Origin of the sequence: Kribbella caucasensis, from assembly GCF_004361855.1 — a bacterium.
Classification (GTDB): domain Bacteria; phylum Actinomycetota; class Actinomycetes; order Propionibacteriales; family Kribbellaceae; genus Kribbella; species Kribbella caucasensis.
In genome coordinates, this window is record NZ_SNWQ01000006.1 from 269,110 (window position 1) to 282,494 (window position 13,385).

The window sequence follows — 13,385 nt, forward strand, 5'->3', positions numbered from 1 at the left end:
CGTTTCTGCGGTTCTGCGGGCTATGACGCGGCCGGGTTCGGCGCCGGTTCCCGGAGTACTGCGATCAACTCGTCCAGCTGGCCGCGGGCGCGGGCCATCTTGACGTGGTCGATGTAGTCGCGCGACTCGACGATCAGGCCGTCGCGGACCCGCAGTACGAAGACGCAGGGCACGCGGAACGGCTCTCCGGTTTCGATCACTGTGCCGGCGTAGTCGAACTCCGCGACGATCACCTCCGGATCGGTCGTCTCGTGGATCCGGACGTTGTCGGGCTGGTACTCGACCACGCCCGCGACCCGAGGGCCGGTGCCGCCGAAGTGGTCGCGAAGGGCGTCACGGGTGAGCAGCGGGTGATCGCCGTACGGCGACATCGGGTGCCGGACGTCGGTCTGCTCGGCGTAGAGCGTGGGGAGAACGGCGAAATCGCGGTCGGCGACTCCGTGGACCAGGCGCAGCAAGACCTCACTGGGCGTCATTCGGGGCCCCTTCTGGAATGGTTAAACGAAGTGACGACTCCGAATATACGGAGTGACAACTTCGGTTACAACCACAAGGCGCCGAGCGGCGTCTCCTAGGCTGTGCAGCGAGAAGGAGGGTGGGCCGGTGCGAGCTGATGCGCGGGACAACCGGTTGCGGATCCTGACCGCGGCCGAGGAGGTGTTCGGCGCCTCGCCGGCGGCCTCGACCGAGGACGTGGCGAAGCTGGCCGGGGTCGGGATCGCGACCGTGTTCCGGCACTTCCCGACCAAGGTGGAACTGCTCGAGGCGGTCTACACGCTGCGGCTCGAACGGCTTCGTGATCGTGCCGCCGAGCTGGCCGTTGCGGCGGATCCGGGTGAGGCGTTCTTCGAGTTCTTCGGGCAGGTCGTGGCGGAGGCGGGCTCGAAGCTGGCGATCGCGGAGGCGCTGACCGCCGCGGGGTCTGTCGCCGGCGAGGATGCGCGGCGGGCTGGGGCGGGGTTGCGGCAGGCGTTCGGGGAGTTGCTCGATCGGGCCCAGCAGAGCGGTGCGGTGCGGGTGGATGCGGCGCTGCCCGAGGTGTATGCACTGCTGATCGGGGCTTCCCGAGGGGCGACGGCGACCGCGCTCGAACCGGAGGTGCGGAATCGGATGCTGGCACTCGTGTACGACGGCCTGCGTCCGGGACGTAGCTCTTGAAGCGGTGGCGGACGTGGTCGCGGCGTAGCTCTTAACGAGCTCGTTCGACCCTGCCTTCGTCCCAAACGGGCTCGGTGGACTCGTAGACGGAGCCGTCGGCGCCGAAGACCAGGTAGCGGTCGAAGCCGCGGGCGAACCAGCGGTCGTGGGTGACGGCCAGGACGGTGCCGTCGAAGGCGTCCAGGCCTTCCTCCAGGGCCTCGGCGGACTCGACGTCGAGGTTGTCGGTCGGCTCGTCGAGGAGCAGCAGGGTCGCGCCGGAGAGCTCGAGCAGGAGGATCTGGAACCGCGCCTGCTGGCCGCCGGAGAGACTGTCGAAGCTCTGCTCGGCGGCGTGCGCGAGTTCGTACCGATCCAGCTTGCGGGAAGCGAGCTCGCGGCCCATGCCGTCGCGGTGGTCGTCACCCCGGTGCAGGATCTCCAACAGGGTGCGACCGGCCAGCTCGGGGTGCTCGTGCGTCTGCGCGAACCAGCCGGGCCGGACCCGGGCACCGAGTTTGGCGTTACCGGTGTGCGCGACCGACGGGATCGCGACGTCTCCGACCGGCTGGTGTTCGACGTCCGGGTCGGAGCCGCCGTTCGCGAGCAGGCGGAGGAAATGGGACTTGCCCGAGCCGTTCGAGCCGAGGACGGCCACGCGTTCGCCGTACCAGACCTCCAGGTCGAACGGCTTCATCAGGCCGGTCAGCTCCAGCCCGGTGCAGACCACCGCGCGCTTGCCGGTGCGGCCGCCGGTGAGTCGCATGCTGACCTTCTGCTCGCGCGGGATCGCCTCCGGCGGCCCGGCCTCCTCGAACTTGCGCAACCGGGTCTGGGACGCCCGATAGCGAGACGCCATGTCTGAGTTGTACGCCGCCTTCTGCTTGTACATCAGCATCATCGTGCGCAGTTTGGCGTGCTCCTCGTCCCAGCGCAGGCGGAGTTCCTCGAACCGTTCGAACCGGTGCCGCCGCGCCTCGTGGTACGTGCGGAAACCACCGCCGTGTGTCCAGGCGGTGTTGCCCGCGGCACCTAATTCGACAGTGACGATCCGGGTCGCGGTCTCGGCCAGCAGCTCGCGGTCGTGGCTGATGTAGAGCACGGTCTTCGGCGTCGTCTTCAGCTGCTCCTCGAGCCAGCGCTTGCCCGGGACGTCGAGGTAGTTGTCCGGCTCGTCCAGGACCAGTACCTCGTCCGGACCGCGCAGCAACGCCTCCAGCACGAGCCGCTTCTGCTCACCGCCCGACAGCGTCCGCACCTCGCGCCAACGGCACCGGTCGAAGGGGATGCCGAGCGCGGCCATGGTGCAGACGTCCCAGAGCACCTCGGCGTCGTACCCGCCGACCTCGCCCCAGTCCGAGACCGCCTGGGCGTACCGCAGCTGGGTCTTCTCGTCCTCGGCCTCCATCATCGCCAGCTCGGCCTTGTCCAGCTTCGCCGCGGCCGCCTGGATCGCGGCCGGAGCGACCCCGAGCATCAGGTCCCGGACCGTCGACGAGTCCCGCACCGAGCCGACGAACTGCCGCATCACGCCGAGCCCACCGGACCGCCCGATGCTCCCGCTGTGCGGCTTCAGGTCGCCGGCGATGATCCGGGTCAAGGTCGTCTTGCCCGACCCGTTCGCCCCGACCAGCGCCACCTTGGCCCCGTCCCCGACCCGGAACGTGATGTCGTCCAGCAACACCCGCCCGTCCGGCAACTCGTACCCGACACCGGCCACGTCCACATGCCCCATCCCCCCAGTCTGGCCGCCAACCCCATGCCACCGCGAACCGTTATCGTCTGCTCCGACTCGAGGGAGGACCATGAGCGAGGCTCCGGCTGCCACCACGGCGACCCGGCCGCACGAGCGCCCGGAGCGCGGATCGGCGCGGGGATGAACGGGCTTTCGTATGCCGCGGTGGAGGCTGAGTTGCAGCGGTCGCTGGACCGGCTGTACGGCGCTGATGCCGAGGCTGTCGCGGCTGCCCAAGGCCGGTTGCGGCCGATGGCGGAGCGGGTCGAGGACGAGACGGAACGGCAGCGGGCCGTCCGGCGGATCGAGGCTTTGCCGAAGTTGCTCGCGGGCCCGCCGGCACCGTCCAGTCCGGAGTTCCTGGCGGCCCAGCGGTTGTTCGCGGCGGCGGTTCGGTCGGAAGCACCGGACCCGGCGCGAATCGCGGAGGTGGAGCAAGCCGTCCGGGCGCTGCGGAGCAGGCGATGGAGGAGGCCTTCGCCGACACCTGGACCTACCGCAACGACGTCGTCGTCCTGGAGGACCTCGGCCTGCGCGAGGTGGCTCCGGAGGTGCTGGCCGCGGACGGTATCCAGATCTACGACGGCTACAACGCCGGCAACGACCGGATGCTCCAGGGTCTGGCGGAGATCACCAGGCTGCAGCCCGATCAGGTCCGCGCGGAGATCGAGGGCACCGAGCGGACGCAGCGCTTCAACAAGATCGGCGACCTGGTGATCGACCATCGGCTCGACGGTCTGGTTCCGGATGCGCACCGCGGCCAGGTCCAGGACAAGCTGACCGCGGGACTGAAGATGGAACTCGCCGACCTGCGGACCCCTGAGCTCAGTGGCGTGTTCAGCAAGGAGGAACGGGCTGTCATCGGCACCGACACCGCTGAGGCGGCGATCGGGCGCGTCGAACAGGCGGTGACGGAGGTCGAGAACCACTACCGCGGCTGGCAGGAGCAGAACGGGACCTCCGCCGAGCCACCCCGGATGCGGATGTCCAGGGGTGACCTCATCCGGATGCACCGGGAGAACAAGGCCCGGCAGGAATCCGCCGTTCCGGCGGCGACCGCGGCAGTGGTCCAGGATCCGGAGATCGCCCAGCTGCGGAAGTTCCTGGACGTACCTGGGTCGCGGCAGAGCGCAGGTCTGTCGGCCGCCGAGCAGGCAGGGGTCCCCGACAACGTCCGCCGGCTGCACGACAGGCCCGGGCGCGGACCTGCCGTGGAGTGAGTCACCAGCCGGTCAGGTGGTCCAGGTAGGTGCCGCTGGTCGGGCGGAGGTTGCCGATCATGAACAGCTTCAGCGGGGCGGCGTACAGGCCGTAGGTGCGGCTGCCGGTGAAGAAGCCGGCGTCGGCGCAGCCGTCGTACTGGACCCAGACCTCGCGTTGCCCCTGGGCCGTGTCGAAGAGCAGCACGATCAACTCCTGTGGGCGGGCCTGTTCCGGGGCGCACTTGAAGACCGGGAGGGCCGGGTTGCGCTCGGGCAGGATCTTGATGGAGTCGACGACCTGCTGCGCTTCGGCCGCACTGAAGAAGTGGGAGCCCAGGAGCGCCGTACCACCGCTCACGAGCCGGTAGCGGCAGGCGAGGAGACCGTACACAGGCGACTCGAGGTCAAGGCCCCGGACAGCCGGCGGTTGCGTGTAGTTCTGGGTGCTGATGCCCGGGTCACGGTCCGCGCAGGTCGTTCCGTCCGTCTGGGGAGCTTGCGCCTTCTCCTCCCCGCTTCCTGCGCCGGCGCTGCTGTTGTCGGCACTGGTGGCGACCGGTGACGGGCCGCCCACAGCGGTCCACACGCCGCCGATCCCGCCCACGACCAGCACGGCGGCCGCCGCGGCGATCAGGTTGTGCCGCCGCTTCCGCACCCGTCGGCGGGCCTCGTTGGCCATCCCCCGGGCCTGCAGCGCGCGGACGCCGTCGGCCTTGGTCTGGAAGGCGTCGGCGAACTTGGGGCCGAGCTCATGCTCAGGTCCGTTCTCGGAGTCAGGCATCCTCGGCTCCTTCCTTGCTCAGCGTGTTCTTCAGTACTGCCAGCGCCCGGTGCACATGCGATCTCGCCGTCGCCTCCGCGCAATGCAGCAGTACCCCGATCTCGGCGTACGAGAGCTCCTCGTAGAACCGGAGTACCACTGCCGCCCGCTGCCGGTCCGGGAGGGTCTTGCACAACTCCCAGACTGCCTCGGCGTCCGCCCGGGCGGCGTGTCCGTCCGGGGAGGGCGGCACGGTCCGGTCCGGATCCGCCGCAGGTGATTCGCGGCGACGGAACCGGCGCCACCAGGAGATGTGCGCGTTCACCACCATCCTTTTCACGTACGCCTCTGGGTCGTCGGCCCGGCTCACCCGGCTCCAGCGCGCACAGGCCGTCGTCAGCGCGTCCTGTACCGCGTCCTCGGCCAGGGTCCGGTCCCCGGTCAGCACATAGGCGAACCGCAGCAGCGCGTCGGCCCGTTCGGTGACGAACAGCTCGAAGTCGAGTGCGCTGGTCTCTGCCTCTGCGGCTGCCAAGGCGACCTCCATACCCTCAGGACGGCGAAGTGCCCGGATTCGTTGCAGTAGCTTTCAGCACCCGGAAGCCCTTGGCGCTCGCGACCCGCTGACAGGGATAGCCCTGTTCGGTCAGCCACCGCTGCAGCGAGTCACCGCCCAGGTTCTTCCCGACCACCAGCCAGGCCACGCCACCTGGTTTCAGCCGGCCGAACCAGCGCAGCAGCATCCTGTGCAGCTCCGGCTTGCCGATGTGGATCGCCGGGTTCGACCAGAGCTGGTCGAACCGCAGGTCCTCCGGTACGTCGTCCGGCAGCACCGGGTGGACCCTATCGGCGACCCCGGCTGCCTTCGCGTTCTCCGTGGTGAGGTCCAGCGCCCGGGTGTTCACGTCGACGCCCCACACCTGCGCTTCCGGTACTTCGACCGCCAGTGCACACGCGATCGGCCCGTACCCCACTCCGAGGTCGAGGAACGTTCCACCGGTTGTGGGCGGCTCCACTTCGCGCAGCAACACCGCAGTACCGATGTCCAGGCGGTCCCTGGAGAAGACGCCGGTCGCAGTGGTGAACGTGTAGTCCCGTCCCCAGATCCGGGCCTGCACTGTACGGCGCACGTCGGCTGAGGTGGGTTCGGACGAGAAGTAGTGGTCAGCCACGCTGGTGCACCTCTCCCCTGACTTGGCGAGCCTGCAATGCCCGCGCGGCCAGTTCGTCGTCGGCGGGGTACCGCACTTCCTCCAGGGTGAGCCCGTGCGGGGGCAGGACGGAAACGGCCGAGTCGCGGACCTTCCCCGCGAGCACACCGGCCGGCCAGTCGACATCGCGCCGGCCGTCACCGACCGGGATCATCGAGCCGACCAGGGCCCGCACCATCGAGTGACAGAACGCGTCGGCGACCACCGTGCCCTCCAGCAGCCCCGGTGACACCCGAGCCCAGGAGAACTCCAGCAGCGCCCGGACCGTACTGGCGCCCTCGCGTTTCTTGCAGAAGGCGGCGAAATCGTGTTCGCCGAGGAGTTGGTGGGCGGCGGTGTTCATCCGGTCGACGTCCAGCGGACGTACGACTCGCAGTACCTCGGTACGGCGCAACGGGTCCCAGCCGGCCGGGTCGTCACACAGCCGGTAGACGTAGCGCCGGGCGAGAGCGGAGAACCTCGCGTCGAAGCCCTCTGGTGCCTCCGTGACGGCCGTGACGGACACGTCCTCGGGCAGGACGCCGTTGAGCCTTCTGAGCAGGTCTCTGCCGGTTACAGGGCTGTCGAGGTCCACATGAGCGACCTGGCCGCGCGCGTGTACGCCGGTGTCGGTTCTGCCGGCGCAGGTGATGACCGGGGGCTCCGCGACCCGCAGTACGGTCCGCAGGGCCTCTTCCAGGGCTCCCTGCACGGTCCTGAGGCCCTCCTGACGGGCCCAGCCGTGGAAAGCCGTGCCGTCATACCTCAGGTCTATCCGCCAACGCACAGGGCAATCTAACGCAACAGCGCCCCTCCACCCGAAAAGGGCGAAGGGGCGCTGCTGATGCTGAGGTGTTACTTGTCCTCGGCGGCCTTGGTCTCCTCGACCTTGGCGTCCTGAACGTCCTCGACGACGTCCTCGACCTTGGTCTCGTCCTTGACCTCGTCCTGCACGTCCTCGGTCTTGGCCTCGTCCTTGGCCGCGGCCTTCTTGGCGGCCGCCTTCTTGGCCGGAGCCTTCTTCGCGGCGGACTTCTTGGCCTTCGGCGAGTCGGCCAGCGCCTCGACCAGCTCGATCTTCACCATCGGGGCGTTGTCGCCCTTGCGCGGACCGAGCTTGGTGATCCGGGTGTAGCCGCCCGGCCGGTCGGCGTACCGCTCGCCGATCTCGGTGAAGAGCACGTGCACGACGCTCTTGTCCTTGATCCGCTTCATCACCTGGCGGCGCGAGCTCAGGTCACCACGCTTGGCCTTGGTGATCATCGACTCCGCCAGCGGCTGCAGGCGCTTGGCCTTGGTCGCGGTGGTGGTGATCGCGCCGTGCTCGAACAGCGCCGTCGCGAGGTTGCTGAGGATCAGCTTCTCGTGCGCCGGGCTGCCGCCGAGGCGGGCACCCTTGGTGGGGGTTGGCATCTTGTCTTACTCCAGGAAATCTCAGGCCCGGTGCGGGCCTTGGGATGGGCCGTGCGTGCTCAGTACTGCTCGGTCTCGGCGAAGCTCTCGTCCTCGTCCTCGGCGTCGTCGCCGTACGCCTCGGCGGCGGCGCGCAGGTCGAAGCCGGGGGGCGAGTCCTTCAGCGACAGGCCCATCTCGGCCAGCTTCAGCTTGACCTCGTCGATCGACTTGGAGCCGAAGTTGCGGATGTCCAGCAGGTCCTGCTCGCTGCGCGAGATCAGCTCACCCACGGTGTGGATGCCCTCGCGCTTGAGGCAGTTGTACGACCGGACGGTCAGCTGCAGGTCCTCGACCGGCAGGGCCAGGTCGGCGGCCATCTGCTCGTCCACCGGCGACGGGCCGATGTCGATGCCCTCGGCCTCGACGTTCAGCTCGCGGGCCAGGCCGAACAGCTCGACCAGGGTCTTACCGGCCGACGCGACGGCGTCGCGGGGCAGCATCGACGGCTTGGTCTCGACGTCGACCACGAGGCGGTCGAAGTCGGTGCGCTGCTCGACCCGGGTCGCCTCGACCTTGTAGGTGACCTTGAGGACCGGCGAGTAGATCGAGTCGACCGGCATCCGGCCGATCTCGGCGTCGGCGGACTTGTTCTGGATCGCGGAGACGTAACCGCGGCCCCGCTCGACGACCAGCTCCATCTCGAGCCGGCCCTTCTCGTTCAGGGTGGCGATCTTCAGGTCCGGGTTGTGCACCTCGACACCGGCCGGCGGCGCGATGTCGGCGGCGGTCACGTCACCGGGCCCCTGCTTGCGCAGGTACATGGTGACCGGCTCGTCGTGCTCGGAGGAGACGACCAGGTCCTTCAGGTTCAGGATCAGCTGGGTGGCGTCTTCCTTGACCCCGGCAACCGTCGAGAACTCGTGCAGCACGCCGTCGACCTTGATGCTGGTCACGGCGGCGCCCGGGATGGACGACAGCAGGGTGCGGCGGATGGAGTTGCCGAGGGTGTAGCCGAAGCCCGGCTCGAGCGGCTCGATCACGAACCGCGAGCGGTGCTCGTCGACAACCTCTTCGGTCAGGGTGGGGCGCTGGGCAATTAGCACTTCGGTGTTCCTTGTCTGTCGCGACGACCACTATTTGAGGTCGCGATGTGAAGAAACCGGCCGGGCCCGCCGGCGGCTCGTGAGCCGCCGGCGGGGTCCGGATCAGTTCTTCGAGTAGAGCTCGACGATCAGGTGCTCGGCGACCTGGGTGTCGATCTGTGCCCGGGTGGGCAGCTGGTGGACGAGGATCCGCAGCCGGTCCGGCAGCGCCTCGAGCCAAGCCGGGACGACGCGCTCGGCGTGCGTCTCCCGGGCGATGATGAACGGCGTCGTCTCGGCCGACTTCTGCTTGACGTCGATGACGTCGTGCGCAGCCACCCGGTACGACGGGATGTTCACCTTGATGCCGTTCACGGTGAAGTGACCGTGCACGACGAGCTGACGTGCCTGCCGGCGGGTCCGGGCCAGGCCGGCGCGGTAAACCACGTTGTCCAGCCGGGACTCCAGGATGATCAGCAGGTTGTCACCGGTCTTGCCGGAGCGCCGCGAGGCCTCCTCGTAGTACCGGCGGAACTGCTTCTCCAGCACGCCGTACGAGTAGCGGGCCTTCTGCTTCTCGCGCAGCTGGAGCAGGTACTCGCTCTCCTTCGGACGGCCGCGGCCGTGCATACCCGGCGGGTACGGACGACGCTCGAACGCCTTGTCGCCACCGACGAGGTCGACCCCGAGACGGCGCGACTTCTTGGTCATGGGTCCGGTGTAACGGGCCATTATGTGTGCTCCTCTCGGAAGATCAGACCCGGCGCCGCTTGGGCGGGCGGCAGCCGTTGTGGGCGGTCGGGGTGACGTCCTGGATGGTGCCGACCTCGAGGCCGACGGCACCCAGCGAACGGATCGCGGTCTCACGGCCGGAGCCGGGACCCTTCACGAACACGTCGATCTTGCGCATGCCGTGCTCCATCGCGCGCCGGCCGGCCGCCTCGGCGGCCATCTGCGCGGCGAACGGGGTGGACTTGCGCGAACCCTTGAAGCCGACGGTGCCCGCGGAAGCCCACGAGATGACCGCGCCGGTCGGGTCGGTGATCGTCACGATCGTGTTGTTGAACGTGCTCTTGATGTGCGCGTGGCCGGCGGCCACGTTCTTCTTCTCCTTGCGGCGCACCTTCTTCGCGCCGGCCGCGGTGCGGCTCTTGGGAGGCATAGGTCAGATACTCCTGGGGTGGTCGAAAGTCATCCGGGTCACTTCTTCTTCTTGCCGGCGATCGCCTTGCGACGACCCTTGCGGCTGCGGGCGTTGGTCCGCGTGCGCTGACCACGCACCGGCAGGCCGCTGCGGTGCCGGCGACCCTGGTACGACCCGATCTCGATCTTTCGGCGGATGTCCGCGGTCACCTCGCGACGGAGGTCACCTTCGATCTTGTAGTTGCCTTCGATCCAGTCCCGGAGCTTCACCAGCTCCTCGTCGCCCAGTTCGTGGACGCGCTTGTCACCGGAGATCCCGGTGGCTTCGAGCGTCTTCAGGGCGCGAGTACGACCTACACCGAAGATGTAGGTGAGAGCGACCTCGATGCGCTTGTCGCGCGGCAGGTCGACCCCTACGAGGCGTGCCATGTGGCGGTGTTCCTTTCGTCGGCAGAGGTGTGGTGGCGCGCCGCGTCCTTGCCCGCCTCGGTGAGTTTGTTCACCGGCAAGGCCCCGGCCTCTGTTCCGGGGGCGACGTCCGGCTTGTTGCTGGTGCCGGACGAGCGTGCGCGCTGTGGTGCGAAAGTGCAGATGCTGCTCGAGGTAAGGCTGGTCAGCCTTGCCGCTGCTTGTGCCGCGGGTTCTCGCAGATCACCATGACCCGGCCGTGACGGCGGATCACCTTGCACTTGTCGCAGATCTTCTTGACGCTCGGATTGACCTTCATCGAGCTTCTTTCTTCGACAGGTGGCTTGGTTACTTGTACCGGTAGACGATGCGACCCCGGGTGAGGTCGTACGGCGACAGCTCCACGACGACCCGGTCCTCGGGGAGGATCCGGATGTAGTGCTGCCTCATCTTGCCGCTGATGTGCGCGAGCACCTTGTGCCCGTTGGACAGCTCAACACGGAACATCGCGTTCGGCAGGGCCTCGACGATGGTGCCCTCGAGTTCGATAACTCCCTCTTTTTTGGGCATGTCCTCGCACTTCTGTAGACGACTACTGATGGTTGGGTGTTGCCAGTGGCTCGCAACCCCGGCGAGAACCACCCTCCCAACGGCGTACGGAACGTACACGTCGAGCAGCCGCGGGCAGCACGAGCAGAGGCTACAAAGAGCCAAGGAAAGAGTGTACGCCACCTACCGGCCGGAAACCCAATCGGGCCCTCACGCGGAGCGAGTGAGCTCCAGCGCGGCCAAATGGTCGGCGCCCCAGGCGTCCAGCGGGGCCAGCGCCTCGTTCAGCGACTCACCCAGTGTAGTCAGCGAGTACTCCACCTTCGGCGGCACCTGGTGGTAGACCTCGCGGTGCACGATGTCGCGGCTCTCCAGCTCCCGCAGCTGCTGGATCAGCATCTTCTCGGTGACGCCCGGGATCTCCTTGCGCAGCTCCCCGAACCGGCGCGGCCCGTGGTGCAGCGCCCAGAGGATGCGCGGTTTCCACTTCCCACCGATCACGTCCGAGGCGGCGTCGAGACCACAGCTGTACGGCATCGCGGCGACCATCGTCACTTACCTTTCAGTCAGTACCTGACCAATTAGTGGGTACTTGTCCACTTTAAAGTACTCCGGCCAGGCTGGTCCCCATGAAGACACCGATCACCGTCCTCGGTCTCGGCGCGATGGGGACCGCCCTCGCCCGGGCCTTCCTGGCCGCCGGCCACCCGACCACCGTCTGGAACCGCACCCCCGGCCGCTCCCCCGAACTCGACGACCTCGGCGCCGGCCGGGCGAAGACCGTCGCGGACGCGATCGCGGTCAGCCCTCTGGTCGTCGTCTGCCTACTCGACGACGCCTCCGTCCGGACCACCCTCGAACCGGCCGCCACCGAGTTGTCCGGCCGGACCCTGGTCAACCTCACCAACGGAACCCCGCTCCAGGCCCGCCGGGCCGCCGAATGGGCCGCCCAGCAGGGCGCGGAGTACCTGGACGGCGGGATCATGGCGGTCCCGTCGATGATCGGCGGACCGGCCGCGTTCGTGCTCTACAGCGGTTCACCGGTCGCGTTCGAGCGCTATCAGACCGACTTGGCCGCCCTCGCGCGTCCGCAGTACGTCGGCAGTGACGCGGGTCTGGCCGCGTTGCACGATCTGGCCCTGCTCAGTGCGATGTACGGCATGTTCGGCGGGGCCGAGCACGCCCTCGCACTGATCTCCACCGAGAAGATCTCACCGACCGCGTTCACCGGCGAACTGCTCGTCCCCTGGCTGACCGCGATGATGGCGTCACTCCCCGGCATCGCCAACGATCTCGAGTACGGCGCCGCGCCGGGTGCGGCCGGCTCGAACCTGGCCATGCAGGCGGCCGGTTTCGTCAACCTGATCGACGCGTCCGAGGAACACGGGGTGGATCCGCTCCTGCTGACCCCGATCCGGGACCTGCTCGACCGCGCGGTCGCCGCGGGTCATGGCGATGAGGATCTGGGGGCCATGGTCCGGCTGCTGCTCAAGACGGCCGGGTAGCGGCCCATTGCTCGCCTGCCTGCCAGATGTGTTCCGGCATCAGGTCCAGCAGGTCGCAGGCGGCGTCGAGCTGCGCCAGCGCAGTACTGGTGCCGCGGTAGGCGGGCAGGACCGCGACGAAACGCCGCCCTTCGCAGCTGAAGCCGAAGGGCGGCACCTGCGCGAGCGCCTCCACGGCCTGCGGGTGGAGCACCTCCAGCGCGTGGTCCTCCCGGCCGTTGAACAGGCAGTAGGCCTCGGTCAGCTCAGGGACGTCCAGTGGCAGCGGCAGCAGACTGGCCGCGGCGAGTGGCGCCAACGAGGACGGCAACACCTGCAACGGCGGTAGCGGTCGCTCCACCTCGAGATCGAGGAAGTCGAACCCCAGCCGGCGACGGCGTACCCGGTGCTGGAACCGGCCGGTGATCAGCTGACGGCCACGATGGCGGCCGGTGGTGACGTCGAAGACCTCCGCGGCCGGATCGACGTCGAAGGGTGGGAACGGCCAGCGCTCGAGCACGGCCGGGTCGGACGCGCTGAACTGCCAGCCCAGCTGGCGAATCGCGTCGCTCCAGGCCTTCCGCTCGCGGCCGTCGGCGATCCGGCTGTACACGGTGAATCCGATCAGGACCAGGAACCAGCCGAGCACCATCCAGCCGACCCAGCGCGGTTCGAGCAGCAGACCGGCGATCACCAGCGGCGCGGCGACCGCGAACCACAGCACGTAGACCAGCGTCGAGCCCTGCCGCAGTTGCCAGACCAGGGCCGGGCGCAGGCGCGGCCGCAGGGTCCGGCGACTGACCGGGGCGGAGGTCAACGTCGCTTTCCGAGGCTGCCCAGGGCGATGAACGCCCACGGAATCAGCAACCAGACCGGCCAGAAGTACGGCCAGTGGCCACCGCTGCCGAGCCCGATCACGAACCAGATCACCACGTTGATCAGCACAACGCCGGTGAAACCGCCGATCGCCTGCCGGGCGTTCGGCTCGTTCTGCTTCTTGCGCTCCGGGAACTGCCCCGGCTCGGGCGCCGGCTTGGCGTCCTTCACCACTTCAGGCGTCGAGTACGTCCTGGCCGGCGGCAGATCGCGCACCAGGGGTTCCAGCTCACCGTAGGTCTGCACGGAGTAGAGCTGGTCGAGCCGGGAGGTGAACTCCGGCTGGTCCAGCCGCCCGTCGGCGAAGGCGTCCCGCAACCGGCCGGCGATCTTGTCCCGGTCGGCCTCGGTGAACCGCTGGTGAGGCTGGTACTGAGGCATGTCTCAAGTGTGCCTCAGCCGAGGATCGCCGGTCGTCCCCCGA

At 68.6% G+C, this 13,385-nt stretch carries 19 protein-coding genes; 3 read left to right on the plus strand and 16 right to left on the minus strand.

Annotation, left to right across the window (positions count from 1 at the left end; all coding sequences use genetic code 11):
• Nucleotides 1-20: 20 nt before the first annotated feature.
• Nucleotides 21-476, minus strand: a complete 456-nt coding sequence (locus tag EV643_RS14960) for a nuclear transport factor 2 family protein (RefSeq protein ID WP_133800666.1) — start codon at nt 474-476, stop codon at nt 21-23.
• A gap of 127 nt (nt 477-603) precedes the next feature.
• Here EV643_RS14960 and EV643_RS14965 point away from each other — a divergent pair, with 127 nt between their 5' ends.
• Entirely contained in the window at nt 604-1,158 is a 555-nt protein-coding gene (locus EV643_RS14965; RefSeq protein WP_133800667.1) for a TetR/AcrR family transcriptional regulator, read from the plus strand.
• A 31-nt stretch (nt 1,159-1,189) separates the two neighbouring features.
• On the opposite strand, the gene EV643_RS14970 is transcribed toward EV643_RS14965, so the two are convergent.
• Nucleotides 1,190-2,872 carry an ABC-F family ATP-binding cassette domain-containing protein gene (locus tag EV643_RS14970; protein ID WP_133800668.1) on the minus strand — a complete coding sequence of 561 codons (1,683 nt, stop codon included), beginning with the start codon at nt 2,870-2,872 and terminating at the stop codon, nt 1,190-1,192.
• A gap of 464 nt (nt 2,873-3,336) precedes the next feature.
• On the opposite strand from EV643_RS14970, the gene EV643_RS14975 reads away from it, so the two are divergent.
• Entirely contained in the window at nt 3,337-4,092 is a 756-nt protein-coding gene (locus EV643_RS14975; protein ID WP_133800669.1) for a hypothetical protein, read from the plus strand.
• A gap of 1 nt (nt 4,093) precedes the next feature.
• Here EV643_RS14975 and EV643_RS14980 read toward each other — a convergent pair whose 3' ends face one another.
• From EV643_RS14980 to EV643_RS15035, 12 genes are all read right to left on the minus strand, one after another.
• On the minus strand, nt 4,094-4,855 hold the full coding sequence (locus tag EV643_RS14980) for a hypothetical protein (protein WP_133800670.1): 762 nt from the start codon (nt 4,853-4,855) through the stop codon (nt 4,094-4,096).
• The gene (locus EV643_RS14985; RefSeq protein WP_238165592.1) at nt 4,848-5,369 is read right to left on the minus strand and encodes a SigE family RNA polymerase sigma factor; all 522 of its coding nucleotides are present in this window, start codon (nt 5,367-5,369) and stop codon (nt 4,848-4,850) included. Before EV643_RS14985 ends, EV643_RS14980 begins: the two co-directional genes overlap by 8 nt.
• 16 nt (nt 5,370-5,385) lie before the next feature.
• Complete coding sequence (locus tag EV643_RS14990) at nt 5,386-6,006, minus strand: class I SAM-dependent methyltransferase (protein ID WP_133800672.1); 621 nt, start codon at nt 6,004-6,006, stop codon at nt 5,386-5,388.
• Nucleotides 5,999-6,811 carry a tRNA pseudouridine(38-40) synthase TruA gene (gene truA, locus EV643_RS14995; RefSeq protein WP_133800673.1) on the minus strand — a complete coding sequence of 271 codons (813 nt, stop codon included), beginning with the start codon at nt 6,809-6,811 and terminating at the stop codon, nt 5,999-6,001. The genes EV643_RS14990 and truA overlap by 8 nt, the downstream gene beginning before the upstream one ends.
• 68 nt (nt 6,812-6,879) lie before the next feature.
• Nucleotides 6,880-7,437: a 50S ribosomal protein L17 gene (gene rplQ, locus EV643_RS15000; protein ID WP_133800674.1), complete on the minus strand. Its 558-nt coding sequence runs from the start codon at nt 7,435-7,437 to the stop codon at nt 6,880-6,882.
• 59 nt (nt 7,438-7,496) lie between these two features.
• Nucleotides 7,497-8,522: a DNA-directed RNA polymerase subunit alpha gene (locus tag EV643_RS15005; RefSeq protein ID WP_133800675.1), complete on the minus strand. Its 1,026-nt coding sequence runs from the start codon at nt 8,520-8,522 to the stop codon at nt 7,497-7,499.
• Nucleotides 8,523-8,624: 102 nt separating this feature from the next.
• Complete coding sequence (rpsD, locus tag EV643_RS15010) at nt 8,625-9,233, minus strand: 30S ribosomal protein S4 (RefSeq protein WP_133800676.1); 609 nt, start codon at nt 9,231-9,233, stop codon at nt 8,625-8,627.
• Between the two features lie 22 nt (nt 9,234-9,255).
• Nucleotides 9,256-9,663, minus strand: a complete 408-nt coding sequence (gene rpsK, locus EV643_RS15015) for a 30S ribosomal protein S11 (protein ID WP_012923659.1) — start codon at nt 9,661-9,663, stop codon at nt 9,256-9,258.
• A 38-nt stretch (nt 9,664-9,701) separates the two neighbouring features.
• Nucleotides 9,702-10,073, minus strand: a complete 372-nt coding sequence (rpsM, locus tag EV643_RS15020) for a 30S ribosomal protein S13 (protein ID WP_012923660.1) — start codon at nt 10,071-10,073, stop codon at nt 9,702-9,704.
• A 184-nt stretch (nt 10,074-10,257) separates the two neighbouring features.
• Nucleotides 10,258-10,371: a 50S ribosomal protein L36 gene (gene rpmJ, locus EV643_RS15025; protein WP_008361054.1), complete on the minus strand. Its 114-nt coding sequence runs from the start codon at nt 10,369-10,371 to the stop codon at nt 10,258-10,260.
• A gap of 29 nt (nt 10,372-10,400) precedes the next feature.
• Entirely contained in the window at nt 10,401-10,622 is a 222-nt protein-coding gene (gene infA, locus EV643_RS15030; protein WP_012923661.1) for a translation initiation factor IF-1, read from the minus strand.
• Nucleotides 10,623-10,811: 189 nt separating this feature from the next.
• Nucleotides 10,812-11,150, minus strand: coding sequence for a winged helix-turn-helix transcriptional regulator (locus tag EV643_RS15035; RefSeq protein WP_133800677.1), 339 nt, complete (start codon nt 11,148-11,150; stop codon nt 10,812-10,814).
• A gap of 80 nt (nt 11,151-11,230) precedes the next feature.
• On the opposite strand from EV643_RS15035, the gene EV643_RS15040 reads away from it, so the two are divergent.
• Nucleotides 11,231-12,106: an NAD(P)-dependent oxidoreductase gene (locus EV643_RS15040; RefSeq protein ID WP_133800678.1), complete on the plus strand. Its 876-nt coding sequence runs from the start codon at nt 11,231-11,233 to the stop codon at nt 12,104-12,106.
• On the opposite strand, the gene EV643_RS15045 is transcribed toward EV643_RS15040, so the two are convergent.
• Both EV643_RS15045 and EV643_RS15050 read right to left on the minus strand, forming a co-directional pair.
• On the minus strand, nt 12,090-12,902 hold the full coding sequence (locus EV643_RS15045) for a type III secretion system chaperone family protein (protein ID WP_133800679.1): 813 nt from the start codon (nt 12,900-12,902) through the stop codon (nt 12,090-12,092). The genes EV643_RS15040 and EV643_RS15045 overlap by 17 nt on opposite strands.
• The gene (locus tag EV643_RS15050; protein ID WP_133800680.1) at nt 12,899-13,342 is read right to left on the minus strand and encodes a DUF1707 SHOCT-like domain-containing protein; all 444 of its coding nucleotides are present in this window, start codon (nt 13,340-13,342) and stop codon (nt 12,899-12,901) included. Before EV643_RS15050 ends, EV643_RS15045 begins: the two co-directional genes overlap by 4 nt.
• Nucleotides 13,343-13,385: the final 43 nt, after the last annotated feature.

Coding starts and splice junctions, on each gene's coding strand:
- EV643_RS14960 (WP_133800666.1), bottom strand. CDS start 476: ATGACGCCCAGTGAGGTCTTGCTGCGCCTGGTCCACGGAGTCGCCGAC.
- EV643_RS14970 (WP_133800668.1), bottom strand. CDS start 2,872: ATGGGGCATGTGGACGTGGCCGGTGTCGGGTACGAGTTGCCGGACGGG.
- EV643_RS14975 (WP_133800669.1), top strand. CDS start 3,337: ATGGAGGAGGCCTTCGCCGACACCTGGACCTACCGCAACGACGTCGTC.
- EV643_RS14980 (WP_133800670.1), bottom strand. CDS start 4,855: ATGCCTGACTCCGAGAACGGACCTGAGCATGAGCTCGGCCCCAAGTTC.
- rplQ (WP_133800674.1), bottom strand. CDS start 7,437: ATGCCAACCCCCACCAAGGGTGCCCGCCTCGGCGGCAGCCCGGCGCAC.
- rpsD (WP_133800676.1), bottom strand. CDS start 9,233: ATGGCCCGTTACACCGGACCCATGACCAAGAAGTCGCGCCGTCTCGGG.
- rpsK (WP_012923659.1), bottom strand. CDS start 9,663: ATGCCTCCCAAGAGCCGCACCGCGGCCGGCGCGAAGAAGGTGCGCCGC.
- rpsM (WP_012923660.1), bottom strand. CDS start 10,073: ATGGCACGCCTCGTAGGGGTCGACCTGCCGCGCGACAAGCGCATCGAG.
- rpmJ (WP_008361054.1), bottom strand. CDS start 10,371: ATGAAGGTCAATCCGAGCGTCAAGAAGATCTGCGACAAGTGCAAGGTG.
- infA (WP_012923661.1), bottom strand. CDS start 10,622: ATGCCCAAAAAAGAGGGAGTTATCGAACTCGAGGGCACCATCGTCGAG.
- EV643_RS15035 (WP_133800677.1), bottom strand. CDS start 11,150: ATGGTCGCCGCGATGCCGTACAGCTGTGGTCTCGACGCCGCCTCGGAC.
- EV643_RS15040 (WP_133800678.1), top strand. CDS start 11,231: ATGAAGACACCGATCACCGTCCTCGGTCTCGGCGCGATGGGGACCGCC.
- EV643_RS15050 (WP_133800680.1), bottom strand. CDS start 13,342: ATGCCTCAGTACCAGCCTCACCAGCGGTTCACCGAGGCCGACCGGGAC.